Source organism: Flavobacterium piscisymbiosum, from assembly GCF_020905295.1.
GTDB lineage: Bacteria > Bacteroidota > Bacteroidia > Flavobacteriales > Flavobacteriaceae > Flavobacterium > Flavobacterium piscisymbiosum.
In genome coordinates, this window is record NZ_JAJJMM010000001.1 from 3,955,422 (window position 1) to 3,971,325 (window position 15,904).

Below are 15,904 nucleotides of genomic sequence, written 5' to 3' on the forward strand. Positions count from 1 at the left end.
ATTTACAACAAAGAATTTTCGAATATTAAATACAAAATCATGACACTAGAAATTTTAAAAACAAAAGAAGAATTAAGACAATTAATAGATGTATATGCAATTTTAGGCGACGAGAAAAAGATTGCCGAACAAATGAGCGTTTTTACACCGGATATCGTTTATCAGGTTTATATGAATGACTTTTTAGCAGCAAACGTTTCCGGAAGGGATAATTTAGAAAAAGAATTTAACGGTCACGCAGCTCAGGTAAAAACTTATTTCACATTAAACGGACAACATAACGTTGAAATAGATGGAGATGCTGCAAGTGGTGTCTCTTTTTCTCAGATAAAAATGATAAGAGAATCTGAAGGCAAAGATGTTTTAACAGACTATAGCGTTAAATACGAAGATAAATATATAAATGAAAGCGGAAAATGGTTCATAAAAGAGCGAATTGGATATTTTGTAATTATTGAATCCAGAGTATTGGGTAATTAAATAATTTTTTTTTACTTATATCATTAATTAAATACGGGACAGGGAGAGTTTTTCTTTGTTCCGTAATTGTATGTTATTAGATAAGTGTTTAATAACTCCGATGTTAACGTTTAATTATGTTTTTTAGTGTTTTTTCTTTCAAAAAAAGGAAGTAACTTGCACAAAATTAATTGCAATTAATAATGACGATTTCAAATTTTTATTTAACAAATAATGACTTGATGAGCCTTATGGGCACGTTATTGTATTTGCATGACGATACTTTCTTAAAAAGTTCGAAAGAGTTTATTAATTAAGCCCTGTCAAAACTCTAGACAGGGATTCTTTCATCCGGAACGCTCATTTATTTAATCTTCAATTTTCATTGGGATTAAGATATCATTGAATTCAACACACACAAGAGCTATAAAACATTCAATGAAGAGTTATTATCTTACCTATGAAAATATGGAGCAAACAGAAAGTTATGTCACAATCACAAAATATTATTTTAACAACAGGAATATACGATTTAATTAAAGATCACGTAAGAAGAAAAAAAGTAACAGTAGAAGAAGAAGTATTATTGCTTCATGAACTTAAAAAAGCCACACAGGTACTTAGAAGAGATTTACCGGAAGATATTGTTTCTGTAAACCGAAGAGTAACTTATAAAGATTGTACAACCAATGAGGAAAAAACGGTTGTGTTTGTAGGTCCTGAGAAAAACAAAGTAAGTAAAAACAGAATTTCTATTCTTTCTGACGAAGGGATAGCAATGGTAGGATATAAAGAAGGAAATGTTGTAGAATGGCCTGCTAAAAAAGGAAATCTAAAACTGGAAATCTTAAAAGTAGAAGAAGTAGCGTAATGCACTTTTTTAAATGTAAAAACATCCCAAAAAGAAATTTTTCTTGATGGGATGTTTTTTTATGATATATTTTGAAAATCAGCTTTGTGAATTTTAGTTTTCACAGAAAGCACCAATTTGCTGTAAATGCTTTTCGGTCTGGTATTTATTAAAGTTGTTCCAATGAGGCGGAGAACTTGTTTTTTGTCCGTACATCGCATCCAGGCAAATGTTATTGTCTTTGTACATATCGTGCAAAACTGCCAGAATTTTAAAGAAAAACTCATCTAATAATGTGATGGCTTCAAATTCTGATTTTAATGTATTGTAATTAACATCTGAAGGATTTAATAATTGCAGTAAATCCAAAACTTCTTGTTTTTCTTCCTCGTTAATTTCAGTAGCATAACCCATTTTTAAAGTTTTAAAAACCAGATTATTCCATGCTTTACTGTCATGAGCCCATTGCACATCAGGAAGGTTTAAAGAATGCTCGCAAATTAGGATAATACCAAAAAGAACATCGTTTAAGTATTCTGCCGGAAATTCATCAAAACTTCTGAATTCGAAACCGCTTTGGTACATTTTTTCCTGATTAAAATCAAGACCAACTTCAGATAGCATTTCATATTCCATTTCAGCTTCAATCTGATCTCTCCACCAAATGTTTTCTTCTTTCTCAAATTTTAGTAATTTTCTAAAATCATCCACATTATAAGTCAGGATTTTACCTTTTGGCATCGCTTTATTATACGTTCCCACGCCTATGTAGCGAGACATTGCATTTCGCATAGAACCTAAAGTAAATTTTTTGTCAAGACTGTAAGTATCACTTATCACGCCCATAATATCAGGACTCCCAAGAGTAGCAATAAAGAAAGGTTCAAACCATTGCAGTAGATAAATGGCATTGGCGTGCGTTCTTTCAAATTCAGTATAATCTACAATCCTGCTGTCTTCAGTCAAAGATGGTAAAGTAATATGAAAATGGTACGTTCCGTTATTAAACAAAACCAGATTTTCCTGATTGGTCATGAACATATTAAGTCCGTTATTGTAATCCGGAAAGTTTAATTTTCCGTTTAATACAGACGATTCATTGATTTTATCAAGGAATAATTTTTTAGTTGCTCTTAGTTCTTTGCACGATTCACCAATAGTTCTGTTCTCGAAATATTTGGTTACAAATTCGATCGAATCACCATCAAAGTGTACAGATCCCATTGTTTTGTTTCTCTGGGTAATCATACTCTGAATGTTGTACGGCTGATCTTCAAGGAAAAGCTCCATGATCGATTTGCCCAGATAATCAGGATTTTCAGTGGGTTGTGCAATCATTTCACCAGTTGCTGTGTCTACTAATGGTTTGATTGGAGATAACATTTTGTGCTGATAATTGATATCGAGTTTTTCCAGTGAATGACTGTTCATCATTCTGCTCACTTTATAGTTTTCATTCAAACCAAAAGCCTTCTTTAAAATAGGGGCTAAGCTTTCAGGTTTGTAACATTTTCTATAATCGATACTGTATTTCTCAAAACCAATTTTTTCTTGTATAAACTCACCAGAAACTATTAGGGATTCTTCAAATTGCATGTAGGTTTCGTTTTCCAATCCTATTCCCCAATAATATTTTTTTGTCTGATTGTCTTTCATTTATACTTACTTTCTTTTTTAAGGTTATTTTAATTTATAAAGTCATTTTTTATTCAGGAATATAAATTCAATCTGTTAAAACCAGAGACAAGAAACCTATAACGGATTAAGCATATTGTTGCCTCCATTATAAAAGTTTTCGTTTACTTTTAAAAATATAGGAATTTATATTTTAGATTTTTTGCAATTTTATCGACTGAAACATCAATTAAGGAGTACAATTTTATAATAAGGTTATAAAATCACTATTGTTATTAATTGCTTTTGTATCAATAATTTAAGCAAGAGAATAGCTAAATCACAACTTTTAGTATTCTTGTTTTTTCTAAGTTGCAAAAGTAGTTTTTTATTATCGTATTTGCAAGTAGTTAACTTACTGATAATCAATATTTTTTTTTGAATGCCTGAACGATTCTGCCAAATGTGTTTTTATTCGTGATAATACAGCACGTAGGAGGAATATAACTCGTCATTCCACCAGTCTTCCCTGATTTCTGCAAAGTAATTATAATTCAGTTTTCCGGCTTGAGATTGTAGCGGATATACTACTATATTATTTTCGCGATAGGCTTTATGCAAATCAGTTTCGGGAACAACAGGAACAATATGCCCTGAAAGTCCTTTTTCTCTTCTTTTGGCACAAATAATTCCAATTCCGCCATTGGTATTTACCTTATTCTGAATTTCATCAACAGTAGCTATTCTTTCCCAGCCAAAACTCGCTCCCCATTCCGGGAACCAATCGTGTATGGCGCTGGAATAAATACGATCGACCGTTTGCTCAAAAACAGGTTCTACATCTTCACCGTTTAAAACTTTTTCGAGAGAATCAGGTGTCCACCAAACGGTTGGGAGGTATACTTTAGAGAAATAGCAATAGTCATACGAGTATACATTGCAATACGTGTCTTCGACTGTTTTTTGATATCTTAAGTTGTGTTCGACATCTAATTTTTCAATCAGTTGGGCAATACTTTCTTTTTTAGTCGCAGCATTGGTTAAATCTCTAAACGGAATAGTGGAATCCATAAGAGGTTTTTCTTTCATTTCCATAGAATCCAGACGGGATTCCGGATCGGGTAACAAATCAGCTTTTTTTATTTTCGTATTCGATATTGTATTATCATCTAAGGGTAACGATGCTACTGATACAGTATGTTTTTCCATCTTGACTGCTTAAAATTAATTGGCTTAACGTTGCTTTAATTGATTGTTTATGCAACGTAATTTGATTGGCCAGCGGGTAAATGTAAGGATTTTAAACTTTCTAGAGAGTTTAAAAAAGCGACAAATTGCAGAAAATAACAGAATAAGCAGGATAATATCGTTGTTTTTAAATACAAAAAATGGCATACGATAGGCATGCCATTTTTTTTAATTTTAATATTTAATAATTGGATTATTCGTCCTCTTTATTGAGATCATTCTGTTTGTTATTAACAGAAGTATCTTTATTGATGGTTTTATCCTTATCTTCGGTCTGTTCTGATTTGACATTAGAGATATTTTCAAGATCAATTTCAGTATTTAGATCTTCTTTGAATTTTTCCTCATATCGGTACGGATCTTCATCTCTTGCATAATTGTCATGATCAACAAGTGTTTCCTGGTCGATATAATCAGGGTCGCCTTCTACAAATTCCGGGATAGGTTCTGTAGTAATGGTTCGTTTATATTGATCGTCGCTCTGAATGTTATTTCCATCAACTAGCGTATTTTGATCAATAAAATCAGGGTCTGTCTGACCGTATTCGTTGCTGTTTTGCTTTTCCATGACGCTGTTATTTAAGTAATTATTATTGTCACACAACTAAACTTGTGTGCTTTTTACAAATTTAGCGAAGACATTTAGTAAACTTTTACAGAAAAACCATTTACAGTTCCATAATTAAAAGCTTCGTCTTTTTTTATTTTTATTTTAACGATATTGTAAGTAAAAGACTATTATGTATTTTTTAAGGAATACTTTAACATTTTTAAAAAGAATAAAACAACAATAAACACCGTTCTTAAACAAAACTATATATATGGGCTTATTTGATTTTATGATAGTGGAGATAGCTATGGATTTGGGAACAGCGAATACTTTAATAATTTACGACGGAAAAATTGTAGTTGACAGTCCATCGATTGTGGCAAGAGATATAAGAAACGGAAAAATTATTGCTGTAGGCAAAGAGGCCAGTTTAATGCAGGGTAAAACACACGAAAATATTAAAACAATCCGACCGCTAAAAGACGGTGTAATTGCAGATTTTGATGCGTCGGAAAAAATGATTAACTGGTTTATCAATAATATACCGGAAATTAAAAAAAATCTTTTTAAGCCTTCTTTGCGAATGGTGGTTTGTATTCCCAGCGGTATTACCGAGGTTGAGATGCGAGCGGTAAAAGAGTCGTGCGAACGTGTAAACGGAAAAGAAGTATTCCTGATTCATGAGCCTATGGCGGCCGCTATAGGGATGGGTATTGATGTTATGCTGCCTCAGGGTAATATTATTGTGGATATTGGAGGAGGAACCACCGAAATCGCGGTTATTGCCCTTGGCGGAATTATTTGCGATAAATCGATCAAGATTGCCGGTGACGTTTTCACGAATGATATCTTATATTATATGAGAACACAGCATAATCTGTATATTGGAGATGCCACGGCAGAAACGATAAAAATTGAAGTAGGTTCCGCAATGGAAGAACTCGAACAACCCCCTAATGATATGCTGGTTCGAGGAAGAGATTTGCTTACCGGAAAACCCAAAGAGATCAAAATCACCTATAGAGAAATTGCGAAAGCACTGGATAAATCGATTCTTAGAATCGAAGATGCTATTATGGTAACGCTTTCGCTAACTCCGCCCGAATTGGCTGCCGACATTTACAACACAGGTTTATATCTGGCAGGAGGAGGAGCAATGCTTCGTGGTCTCGATAAAAGGATTTCTCAAAAAACAGATTTACCAGTTTATATTGCCGAAGATCCTTTAAGAGCTGTAGTGAGAGGTACTGGGGTTGTATTAAAAAATATTGCCAAATACAAAAGTGTGTTGATAAAGTAAATTTGTCAATTGAATATCTATAACATAAAAAAACCTCGCCGATTGGCGAGGTTTTCTATTTCTATTCTTTGTCGATTAACTTTGTGGGCACGGAAAGAATTTCCGCGCTATCGTTGCGCATATGCGAGCGATCGGGTCTTCTGCAAATGTTAGATGTAATAATTAACCACCAATACATCTGATACATTACCATAATGTTTAATTATTCATTTTTAATTAAGTAGTTAGATGATTTTGGTATTGATTTTAAATTTGGATAAATTTCTTTTACTTCGTACTCGGCATTAATATTCTTCTTTTCGTATGCCTTAAACAGGTAATAATTGGCTAATTTGTTTACTCTTATGGCACTATCATTTTCACGAAGCGTTAATAAATAAAACGTGTCAAAGTAGGCATCTCCATAATCATATTTTTCAGACATTTTTATTGAATAATATAAAAAGTCTTCATAACAATTGATGGAAACATATTTCTTAAATGCTTCGGCGTATAAAATTTTATTTCCATTTTTTAAAGCGCTATCAGCAAGTTTTTTAGCTTCTATTTTGTTGTTGTAATACTTCTCATAATTTGATGAAGAAGAAGTTTTTTGACTATTTATCTTTTCTTTTTGCTTATTACATGAAAGGATTAATAGCGCAATGATTAATATATATATTTTCATTATTTATATTTTTTTAAATTTTTTTGTTCTCGAGCCAGGAACTCCCGATCGCGCAGATTTATCTCAGCAACGATAGCGCGGATTTGCAATCCGTGCCCGCAAAGATTGGTTTGGTTTCCTTGAAAATCTAAAATACGCATTAATTTGTTAGACTTTTGTTTTAATGATTTGTTTTGTGTCTTACTGTTGCGGGCACGGATTGCAAATCCGCGCTATCGGGTTAAAATCATTTAACCATTTAATTAGAAAAATCCGTTTTTATCAGCGTTTTCGCTTTAGCGAATCAGTAAAATCAGCGTCTAATTTTGTCGCGGATAAAACAGATTTACTTCGTAAAAACGCGGATAAAAACAGATTTGATTTGCAATAATTTTATTTTTTAAAAGCTTAACTTAATGACATTGGGCGCGAGCATCTTGATCGTGAACGCAAAGCAATATTTTCAAATTTAATATAAATTCTTTTTAAGATGATTCTTAAAAAGAACATAAGCCATTATCTTCTTACTTTAAATTATGTTTTCCTCTATATAAAATAAACAAATAATCCATTATCTTTGATAGAGAACTAAAGAAAATTAAACATTGTAAACAGTAATTTATTTACCCGTTATCAATGCATTGATTCAATAAAACTTAAGAACCAAATCTAACGAAATCTTAAGTTTTAAAATGATTTTTAAAAACAAATATTATGGAGAATTTAAAGAAAGCCTATATAGCCGGAGGATGTTTTTGGGGCATGGAAGACCTTTTTCGTGTTCGTCCAGGTGTAATCGACACTGAAGTGGGTTACATTGGTGGGGAAAATGATAATCCCACTTATCAAAATCATCCCGGACATGCAGAAGGAATGGAGATTACGTATGATGCCAATACAACATCTTTTAAAGAATTGTTAGATTACTTTTTCAGAATGCATGATCCAACAACAGTAGACAGGCAGGGTAATGACAAAGGATCAAGTTACAGGTCGGCTATATTTATTCAGAATGAAGAAGAGGAAGAGGCTGCAAAAGAAGTAATTCAGCTTGTTGATGATTCTAAAAAATGGCCGGGAAAAGTGGTTACGACATTGGAACCTATTAGTAAATTTTGGGTAGCCGAAGATTATCATCAGGATTATCTGGTCAAAAAGCCAAATGGGTATACTTGTCATTTTGAACGATTTAATACTTCATTTTTATAAGTGTTATGATGATTTGTTTCGATCATTAAAATATACAAACCTCTAGAGTCATTGATTTTAGAGGTTTTTTTATGCTAAAGTTTTAATAATCTTATCTCATATAGGATCAACACTAAATGTTGTGGAAAATATAAAAAAATTAAACATATTAATTATTTTTCACCACAGAGAATTCAAAGATTATTATTTAAGGATACTTCCAAAAACACAAAGTTCACAAACCTTTGTATTGGCTTAGCTTTGTGAACTTTGTGTTTTTTTATAAAAGATAAGATAAAAAAACTTAGCGTTCTCTGTGGTAATTTTTTTCTCTCCACAGATTTTTGAAGTGGTCCCTAAAACACTAGTTCAATTGATATCAGAATGATAAAAGCATATCATTTTGATAGGAAGATTATTAGATTAAAGTTTTATGTTTTGCGCTTAAGTTGTTGATATATTGGTTTTAATAATTGAAATAAATAGATTTTAGAGAATTGGTATATTAATTGGAAATTCTGTTTTGTATTTCCAAATGCATAATAGATTGTAGTATTAATAAAATAGGGAATACATCAAACTACATATGAAAACCCTACAACGTACCATAGATTTTTTCGGCAAAGATTTTCCAGAACCTGATCCGTTCCCCAACAAACAAATTGTATTACACAATAGTCAGATTGCAGAAGAAATACCAAATTTTACGGTTGAAGTCGCCAGCGCCAAACATGTTTTTTGGACAAAAGAAATTTGCGACGTCACGCTATCATCTGCCATAGCCCGTGGAACTGGTATTTCGGGACGTTCTCCTGAATTGCTGGAATCAAAAATAAAAAAAGGCGAAGCTATTATCGCTTTTACATCAGAGGGAAAATGGGCAGGATTCTCTTTTATATCTTCCTGGGAAGATGGACGATATGTTTCTAATTCCGGATTAATTGTAGCGCCTGAATTCAGACACACAGGTTTAGCAAAAACGATTAAAAGAAAAATCTTCGAATTGAGCCGTCAAAAATATCCTGATGCAAAAATATTCAGTCTGACAACTGGTTTGGCCGTAATGAAAATGAATCATGAATTGGGTTTTGAACCCGTCACGTATTCAGAATTAACTACCGATGAGGTTTTCTGGGAGAATTGTAAATCCTGTGTCAATTGCCCCATATTACTGAGTAAAGAAAGAAAAAACTGTTTGTGTACAGCCATGCTTTACGATCCTAAACACAACGAATCCTTAAATATTAAATAAAAAAAATCAAATCATTTTGAAAATATAGAAGTAAATAATACCCGATATTTGCAACATAAAAAATACTTCAATTTTTATGATAAAGATTAACGAAAAACATACATACCCATTCAAAGATGTGCTTTTTACATTTGCCCTGGCTTCTGAAGCAGCCGAAGTGTTTAAAGATCATACTGCACTTATTACAGGAATTGGAAAGGTCAATGCTGCCTACGAATTAACCAAAGCGATACAATTAAAAAGACCTTCGGTAATTGTAAATCTGGGTTCGGCGGGAAGTACTCATTTTAAGAAAGGTGATGTAGTTTGCTGTACAAAATTTGTTCAAAGAGATATGGATGTTAGAGGACTTGGTTTTGCTCTGTACGAAACACCTTTGTCCGGTTTGTCGCCAGTTTTAGAATATGGTCTGGAAATGAACGGACTGCCTTTAGGTATTTGCGGTACAGGAGATAGTTTCGAAATGCAGCATTCTGAAACGATCTATGATGTAGTAGATATGGAATCTTACGCCTTGGCTATGATTGCTATGAAAGAAAACATTCCGTTTTTGTGTTTAAAATATATTTCTGATGGTGCCGATGATAATGCAGCTGAAGACTGGAGTGTTCAGGTTCATAAGGCGGCTGTTGCGTATGGCAGTATTTTAAAATTGAATATAAACGAAACTTCGGTTAATTCTTAGAGGATAACGAATAAGATTTTTTCTCTCGCAGATTCGGCAGATTATTCTTTGCCAGACTTTATCAAAAAAATCTGCCGAATCTGCTAAATCTGCGAGAGTTTTATCAGCGTATTTTTCAAATTATTATAATTTCAAAATATTACTTTTTGATAAAAAAAGGCTGCCTGAATAGATTTCAGACAGCCTCTTATAACTGCAGTTTTTATGTACTAATTCAAAAGTTTACGACCAATTAGTTGCTTTAAGATTAGTTTATTCCTCCTCCTAAAGCTTTGTACAATAAAACCTGTGACTCTGCATTTTTTAATTGAATGTCAACAAAATCCAGTTCGGCCTGCAGTTTGTTTTTTTGCGCATTTATAATTTCCAGATAATTGGCATAACCGCTCAAATACAAATCATTCGAAACGTTTACGGCAATTTCGAGATGCTCAATTTCCTTCGATTTGTATTTTAAAACACCAACAAATGATTCTGTTCTGTGCAGTAAAGCACTCAGCTCATTATATGCAGTTGTAATCGTATTTTGATATTGCAGAAAAGAAATTTGCTGTCTTCTATTAGATACAAAAAATTCCTGCTTAATTTGACCTTTATTAAATACCGGAGCTGTTAAACCACCAAGCAATTGCCAGGCAAACGATCCGTTATCAAAAAATGTGGAGAAAGAAAACGAATTAAAACCAGCATAACCTCCCAGGTTTAAAGTCGGGAAAAAGGCCGCACGTGCAGCTTTTGCATCAGCATTTGTGGCACGCAGTTCATGATAGGCTTCAGCGACATCAGGTCTTTTATGAATGATAGAATCAACGCTTATTTTTTGATTTAAAACCTCGAGATGACCGGAAAGGAAATCAGCACTTCTTTCGATTTTTCCGCCGTATTCACCTAAAAGATTTAATAACGCTTTTTCGGTTTGATCAATACTTAAATTAAGTTGCTCGGCTTCCGCCAAAATATTGTTGTTCTGTGCATTAAACTGCTGAACAGCCAATTCCGTCGCTTTACCCACAGATCGCTGCGCCGAAATAATATCAAGCGCTCTCTGCTGGGTTTTAAGGTTCTTTTTGTAAATCTCAGCCTGTTTATCCACCGCAATGAGTTTATAATACAAATCAGCGACATCACTTAACAATCGGGTTTGCAGTAAACGCATTCCTTGTTGAGAAGCAAAAAAACGTTCGCGAGCGGCTTTTTTACGATTGCTCAGTTTCCCCCAGATATCAGCTTCCCAGGAAACTTTTCCGCCTAAAAAGAGGTTAGGAGAGACACTTTCATTTATTCTTTGTTTCTCATTAATGTTTTGGGAAAAATTAGTATCAAAATTCCCTACACCATCCATAGTATATTTCCCGTAATGTGTTCCAGAGGCATCTGCAACAAGATCTAAAGATGGGAGCAAAGCCAGTTTTGCTACTTTTAAATGAGAATTGGCAATTAAAATTCTTTCCTGCACAATTAAATAGTCAGGATTTTGAGCAATAGCTTTCTTTAAAAGATTTTCCAATTTGGCATCTTTAAAATAGGTTTCTGTTTTTAAAGGAATAAAATTTTGCAGACTATCAGTTGCCTTTTTTCTTTTCAGGTCAAAATTTTCCGGCAGCTGTTTCGCTGCCAGATTATCATTGATTTTTGGAGCGGAGCAAGCTGTAAGAAGCAAAACACCGCCAAAGATTATATATCGATTTATTTGTTGTTTCATGTTTTATTTTTTATTCATTGCTTTTTCTAATTTGGCAAACAAAATGTAAAGTCCCGGAATTATTACCAGTCCAAAAACAGTTCCTATAAGCATTCCTCCAGCGGCCGCAGTACCAATAGAACGGTTACCAACAGCTCCGGCTCCGGTTGCAATACACAACGGAATCAGTCCGGATATAAAAGCAAATGAGGTCATAAGAATTGGCCTGAAACGAAGTCTCGCTCCTTCGATTGCTGCCTGTGTAATTTCGCGTCCTAATTTATTTTGAGCCATGGCAAATTCGACAATTAAAATGGCATTTTTGGCGAGCAGACCAATCAGCATGACGAGTGCGACCTGAGCATAAATGTTGTTGTCTAAACCAACCATTAAAAGAGCGAGATAAGAACCAAATACTCCCACCGGCAAACTTAAAAGTACTGGAAACGGCAATAATAAACTTTCGTACTGAGCGGCAAGAAGGAGATAAACAAACAAAATACATAAAGCAAAAATGTAAATGGTTTGATTTCCGGACAGGATTTCCTCGCGAGTCATACCAGACCATTGCAGTTCAAAACGGCTTGGGAGTTTTTCTGCTGCAATTTTCTCTACTGCTGCAATGGCTTCTCCTGAGCTGTAACCTTCGGCAGGTTCACCGTTGATCATTGCCGACATATACATATTATATCGCGTTAAAACCTCCGGACCATACACACGTTCCAGTTTTATGAAGGTAGAAAACGGAACCATTTCGCCGGCATCATTTTTTAGATACATATCAAGAATACTTTCAGGATTTTTTCTAAACTGCGGACTGGCCTGAACCATTACTTTGTACATTTGAGAAAAACGAATAAAGTTGGTCGCATAAAATGAACCCAGCATGGTCTGTAAAGTTGCCATGGCATTGTCTACCGAAATTCCTTTTTTAGCGGCCAGATCATAATCAACATGAATTAGATATTGAGGAAAAGTCGCATCGAAACTGGTAAACGAATTCTGAATTTCAGGTGAAGCATTTAATTCTTTTATAAAGTTTTTAGTGACTTCATCTGTATTGCTTATCGTTCCGCCGGATTTATCCAGTAAACGCATTTCAAAACCGCTCGTATTTCCAAATCCCGGAACTGTTGGCGGAGCAAAAATTTCGATCTGTGCATCTGTAATGCCTTTTGTTTTCTCAGTTAGTAGCGCAATAAATTCATTCACAGAAATATCACGTTCCTTCCAGTCTTTCAAATTAATCATTCCCATTCCGTAAGACGCTCCGGCGATTTCGGTAACGATACTATATCCTGCAAGGGTAGTAACGTTGTCGACACCCTTTATTCCTTTGGCAAGACGGGTTACTTCATCAAGGGCTTTTTCGGTACGTTCTACCGTCGCTCCCTGAGGTGTTGTTACATTTACATACACCATTCCCTGATCTTCAGAAGGAATAAATCCGGAAGGTAAAAACTTGCTTGTTCCCCAGGTTAAGAAACAAAACAAAACCAGTAAACCAACGGTAACTACCGTACGATCTGCAAATTTTACAAGTACTTTAATGTATTTAGAAGTAACATTGTCAAACCATTTATTGAATACGTTGAAAAAACGATCCAGTAAAGAAGTTTTCTTTTTATTTGGATCATGTGCCTTAAGCATAATCGCACATAAAGCTGGGGTAAGAGTAAGAGCATTAATACCTGAAATCACAATACTAATCGCCATAGTTAAGGAGAATTGCCTATAGAAAACCCCAACCGGACCGCTAAGGAAAGCTACGGGAATAAATACGGCAGCCATAACAATGGTAATAGCAATAACGGCTCCGGTAATTTCTTTCATAGCGCTAATAGTGGCGGGGAGCGGATCCATATGTTCTTCGGAAATTTTTACGTGAACGGCCTCGACGACGACAATGGCATTATCAACTACAATTCCGATAGAAAGAACCAAAGCAAAAAGAGTTAGCAAGTTGATAGAGAATCCCATCATCGACATAAAGGTAAACGAACCAATAAGTGCTACAGGCACAGCGAGAACAGGAATTAGAGTAGAACGCCAGTCCTGAAGAAAAATAAAAACAACAAAAGCAACCAGAATAAAGGCTTCTATAAGGGTTTTTATAACTTCATCGATGGAGGCATCAAGAAAACGGGATACATCATACGCAATGTTAAAATTCATTCCCGGAGGAAAAGAAGTGCCTTTAAGTTCTGCCATTTTTTCCTTTACGCTGGCAATAACTTCAGATGCATTAGAGCCTGGGCGCTGTTTCAACATGATTGAAGCTGAGGGTTTTCCGTCGGTTTTAGAAACCATTCCGTAACTCATCGAACCGAATTCAATATTCGAAATATCTTTTAATCTTAAAATTGTTCCGTCAGAATTTGCTCTAAGCGGAATCTCTTCGTATTGTTTAGGCTCGAAAAATTTTCCTCCGTATTTTATAACATACTGAAGTTCATTGTTTAATTGTCCTGATCCTTCACCAACTTTACCCGGAGCAGCAGAGATGTTTTGTTTTTGAAGTGAACCAATAACCTCATTTGCCGAAATATTATACGAAAGCATTTTTTGAGGATCCAGCCATACACGCATCGAATATTCTTTCTGCCCCATGATTTCGGCACGGCCAACACCATCAATACGTTTTAGTTCCTGCAGAATATTAATATCAGTAAAATTGAAGATAAATTGTTCATCTTGAGTTTCATCTGTACTGGTAATATTCAGGTACATCAACATACTGTTTACCTCTTTTTCTGTAGTAACTCCGGCCCTGATTACCTCTTCAGGAAGTTCATCAAGTATGGTCGTTACACGGTTCTGTACGTTTACCGCCGCTAAATCGGGATCAGTTCCTACTTCAAAAAATACCTGAATCAGCGTTAAACCATCATTCGAAGTAACGGTCGACATATACGTCATTCCGGGAACACCGTTTATGGCACGTTCTAACGGAAGCGCCACGGCATCGGCAGAAACTTCGGCATTTGCTCCTGTATATTTAGCCGTTACGGTTACAGAAGGCGGAACAATATCAGGAAATTGAGTTATAGGAAGCTGGAATAAGGCTAATATTCCAAGCAGTACTATCATAGCCGAGATGATTAATGATAATATTTTTCTTTTAATAAACATTTCGATCATTTTGAAATCTTTTTATGATGTATAATAATTACAGGTTTACACTTTGAGTTTGTTGAATGTTGATTTTATCGCCATCTCGTAAGGATTGAATTCCTTCCTGAACAATTAAATCATTGTTTTTTAAACCTTTATTTAAAATATATACATCATCAAGAGTACTCCCGATGGTTACGTTTGTCATTTTAATAATCCCTTCTTTATTAACAACAAATACAAATTGTTTGTCCTGAATAGAAAAAACGGCTTTTTGCGGAATTACGATCACATTCGTTCTTGGTTCAGAAATAATAAGTTTTCCTGATGTACCATGCTTGATAAAACCTTGCGGATTATGAAACTTAGCTTTATATTGAATAGATCCTGTTTGTCTGTCGATATCTCCATCGGCAGTTTTTAATTCTCCTTTTTGGTCGTAAACCATTCCATTTGGCAATACTAGTTTAATATCGCCTTGTGTATGAAGGGTTTTGTCTTCCATCATCTGGAAATAAGTATTTTCAGGAATAGAGAAATAGGCATAAACATCGTCTAACTGTGAAACCGTTGTAAGCAGCGATCCGTTTTCGACCAAACTTCCTTCTTTAAACGGAATTCGGTCAACTGTACCATCAAACGGTGCACGTATCGTGGTAAAAATAATCTGCTGATTGATGGCTTTTTTTTCCGCGGAAGCGTGAGCTACTTTGGCAGAAGCCGCATCATGTTTTGCCTTAGATAATTCTAATTCTTTATCGGCGATTACTTTTTTATTGAAAAGAGTTTGAGCTTGTTCCAGCTCTACGGTTGCGATCCTTAAATCGGCCATACTGCTTTTGTAAACAGCCTGGGCTTTTAAGAGTTGTATTTGAAGTTCTACATCGCTTATTTTAAATAAAAGCTGGCCTTTTTTTACTTTTTGGCCTTCGCTTACATATACTTTGTCGAGTAATCCGGGAATACGAACGTGAATTTCTACATTGTTTTTGGCATGCACATCGGCAACAAACCGATTGGAAACGATGGTATCTTTTGAAGTTACCTTATAAACAGGAAATGTTTTTACTTTGTCTGAATTCTTTTGGGTTTTATCTCCACACGAGACTAAAACGAATAGCGATAAAATGGCGATAAAAAATGAACTGTTTTTAATTTTCATGATTAATTTTTAAAAAAATAGTGTATAAATAGGTTCTCTCCCTGATCATTAATAGACAGGAAGACAAGGGAATATGTTTGGAAAATAATAGATGTGCCGGCAGAAGCCCTAAGAGCTGTGCCGTGTTTTTTGAGAAATATTTTTATAAGTAATGT

General features: G+C 34.6%; 13 protein-coding genes. 6 read left to right on the top strand and 7 right to left on the bottom strand.

What is annotated here, in order from left to right; genetic code table 11:
* Positions 1-39 precede the first annotated feature (39 nt).
* Both LNP81_RS17100 and LNP81_RS17105 read left to right on the top strand, forming a co-directional pair.
* The gene (locus LNP81_RS17100) at positions 40-480 is read left to right on the top strand and encodes a nuclear transport factor 2 family protein (RefSeq protein WP_230037919.1); all 441 of its coding nucleotides are present in this window, start codon (positions 40-42) and stop codon (positions 478-480) included.
* 466 nt (positions 481-946) lie between these two features.
* Entirely contained in the window at positions 947-1,330 is a 384-nt protein-coding gene (locus LNP81_RS17105; RefSeq protein WP_230037921.1) for a GreA/GreB family elongation factor, read from the top strand.
* A gap of 93 nt (positions 1,331-1,423) precedes the next feature.
* Here the strand turns inward: LNP81_RS17105 and LNP81_RS17110 are convergent, their stop codons facing one another.
* The 3 genes from LNP81_RS17110 to LNP81_RS17120 all read right to left on the bottom strand — a co-directional run bounded on the left by LNP81_RS17110 (position 1,424) and on the right by LNP81_RS17120 (position 4,739).
* The gene (locus LNP81_RS17110; protein WP_230037923.1) at positions 1,424-2,965 is read right to left on the bottom strand and encodes a hypothetical protein; all 1,542 of its coding nucleotides are present in this window, start codon (positions 2,963-2,965) and stop codon (positions 1,424-1,426) included.
* Positions 2,966-3,394: 429 nt separating this feature from the next.
* Positions 3,395-4,132 carry a hypothetical protein gene (locus LNP81_RS17115; RefSeq protein ID WP_230037925.1) on the bottom strand — a complete coding sequence of 246 codons (738 nt, stop codon included), beginning with the start codon at positions 4,130-4,132 and terminating at the stop codon, positions 3,395-3,397.
* Positions 4,133-4,364: 232 nt separating this feature from the next.
* Positions 4,365-4,739 carry a hypothetical protein gene (locus LNP81_RS17120; RefSeq protein WP_230037927.1) on the bottom strand — a complete coding sequence of 125 codons (375 nt, stop codon included), beginning with the start codon at positions 4,737-4,739 and terminating at the stop codon, positions 4,365-4,367.
* 253 nt (positions 4,740-4,992) lie between these two features.
* Here LNP81_RS17120 and LNP81_RS17125 point away from each other — a divergent pair, with 253 nt between their 5' ends.
* Positions 4,993-6,021, top strand: coding sequence for a rod shape-determining protein (locus tag LNP81_RS17125; RefSeq protein WP_230037929.1), 1,029 nt, complete (start codon positions 4,993-4,995; stop codon positions 6,019-6,021).
* A 202-nt stretch (positions 6,022-6,223) separates the two neighbouring features.
* Here the strand turns inward: LNP81_RS17125 and LNP81_RS17130 are convergent, their stop codons facing one another.
* A complete protein-coding gene (locus tag LNP81_RS17130) occupies positions 6,224-6,688 on the bottom strand; it encodes a hypothetical protein (protein WP_230037931.1) in 465 nt (154 codons plus the stop codon).
* Between the two features lie 693 nt (positions 6,689-7,381).
* Between LNP81_RS17130 and msrA the strand changes: the two genes are divergently transcribed.
* From msrA to LNP81_RS17145, 3 genes are all read left to right on the top strand, one after another.
* Positions 7,382-7,876, top strand: coding sequence for a peptide-methionine (S)-S-oxide reductase MsrA (msrA, locus tag LNP81_RS17135; protein ID WP_230037934.1), 495 nt, complete (start codon positions 7,382-7,384; stop codon positions 7,874-7,876).
* 565 nt (positions 7,877-8,441) lie between these two features.
* Positions 8,442-9,107 carry a GNAT family N-acetyltransferase gene (locus tag LNP81_RS17140; RefSeq protein WP_230037936.1) on the top strand — a complete coding sequence of 222 codons (666 nt, stop codon included), beginning with the start codon at positions 8,442-8,444 and terminating at the stop codon, positions 9,105-9,107.
* 76 nt (positions 9,108-9,183) lie between these two features.
* On the top strand, positions 9,184-9,792 hold the full coding sequence (locus LNP81_RS17145; RefSeq protein ID WP_230037938.1) for a 5'-methylthioadenosine/S-adenosylhomocysteine nucleosidase family protein: 609 nt from the start codon (positions 9,184-9,186) through the stop codon (positions 9,790-9,792).
* A gap of 247 nt (positions 9,793-10,039) precedes the next feature.
* On the opposite strand, the gene LNP81_RS17150 is transcribed toward LNP81_RS17145, so the two are convergent.
* Genes LNP81_RS17150 through LNP81_RS17160 form a run of 3 tightly spaced genes read right to left on the bottom strand, consistent with a single transcriptional unit; the run spans position 10,040 to position 15,749 of the window.
* Positions 10,040-11,494 (bottom strand): TolC family protein, encoded by a 1,455-nt coding sequence (locus LNP81_RS17150; RefSeq protein ID WP_230037940.1) that lies wholly within the window; start codon positions 11,492-11,494, stop codon positions 10,040-10,042.
* A gap of 3 nt (positions 11,495-11,497) precedes the next feature.
* On the bottom strand, positions 11,498-14,614 hold the full coding sequence (locus tag LNP81_RS17155; protein ID WP_230037943.1) for an efflux RND transporter permease subunit: 3,117 nt from the start codon (positions 14,612-14,614) through the stop codon (positions 11,498-11,500).
* A gap of 28 nt (positions 14,615-14,642) precedes the next feature.
* On the bottom strand, positions 14,643-15,749 hold the full coding sequence (locus LNP81_RS17160; protein WP_230037945.1) for an efflux RND transporter periplasmic adaptor subunit: 1,107 nt from the start codon (positions 15,747-15,749) through the stop codon (positions 14,643-14,645).
* Positions 15,750-15,904: the final 155 nt, after the last annotated feature.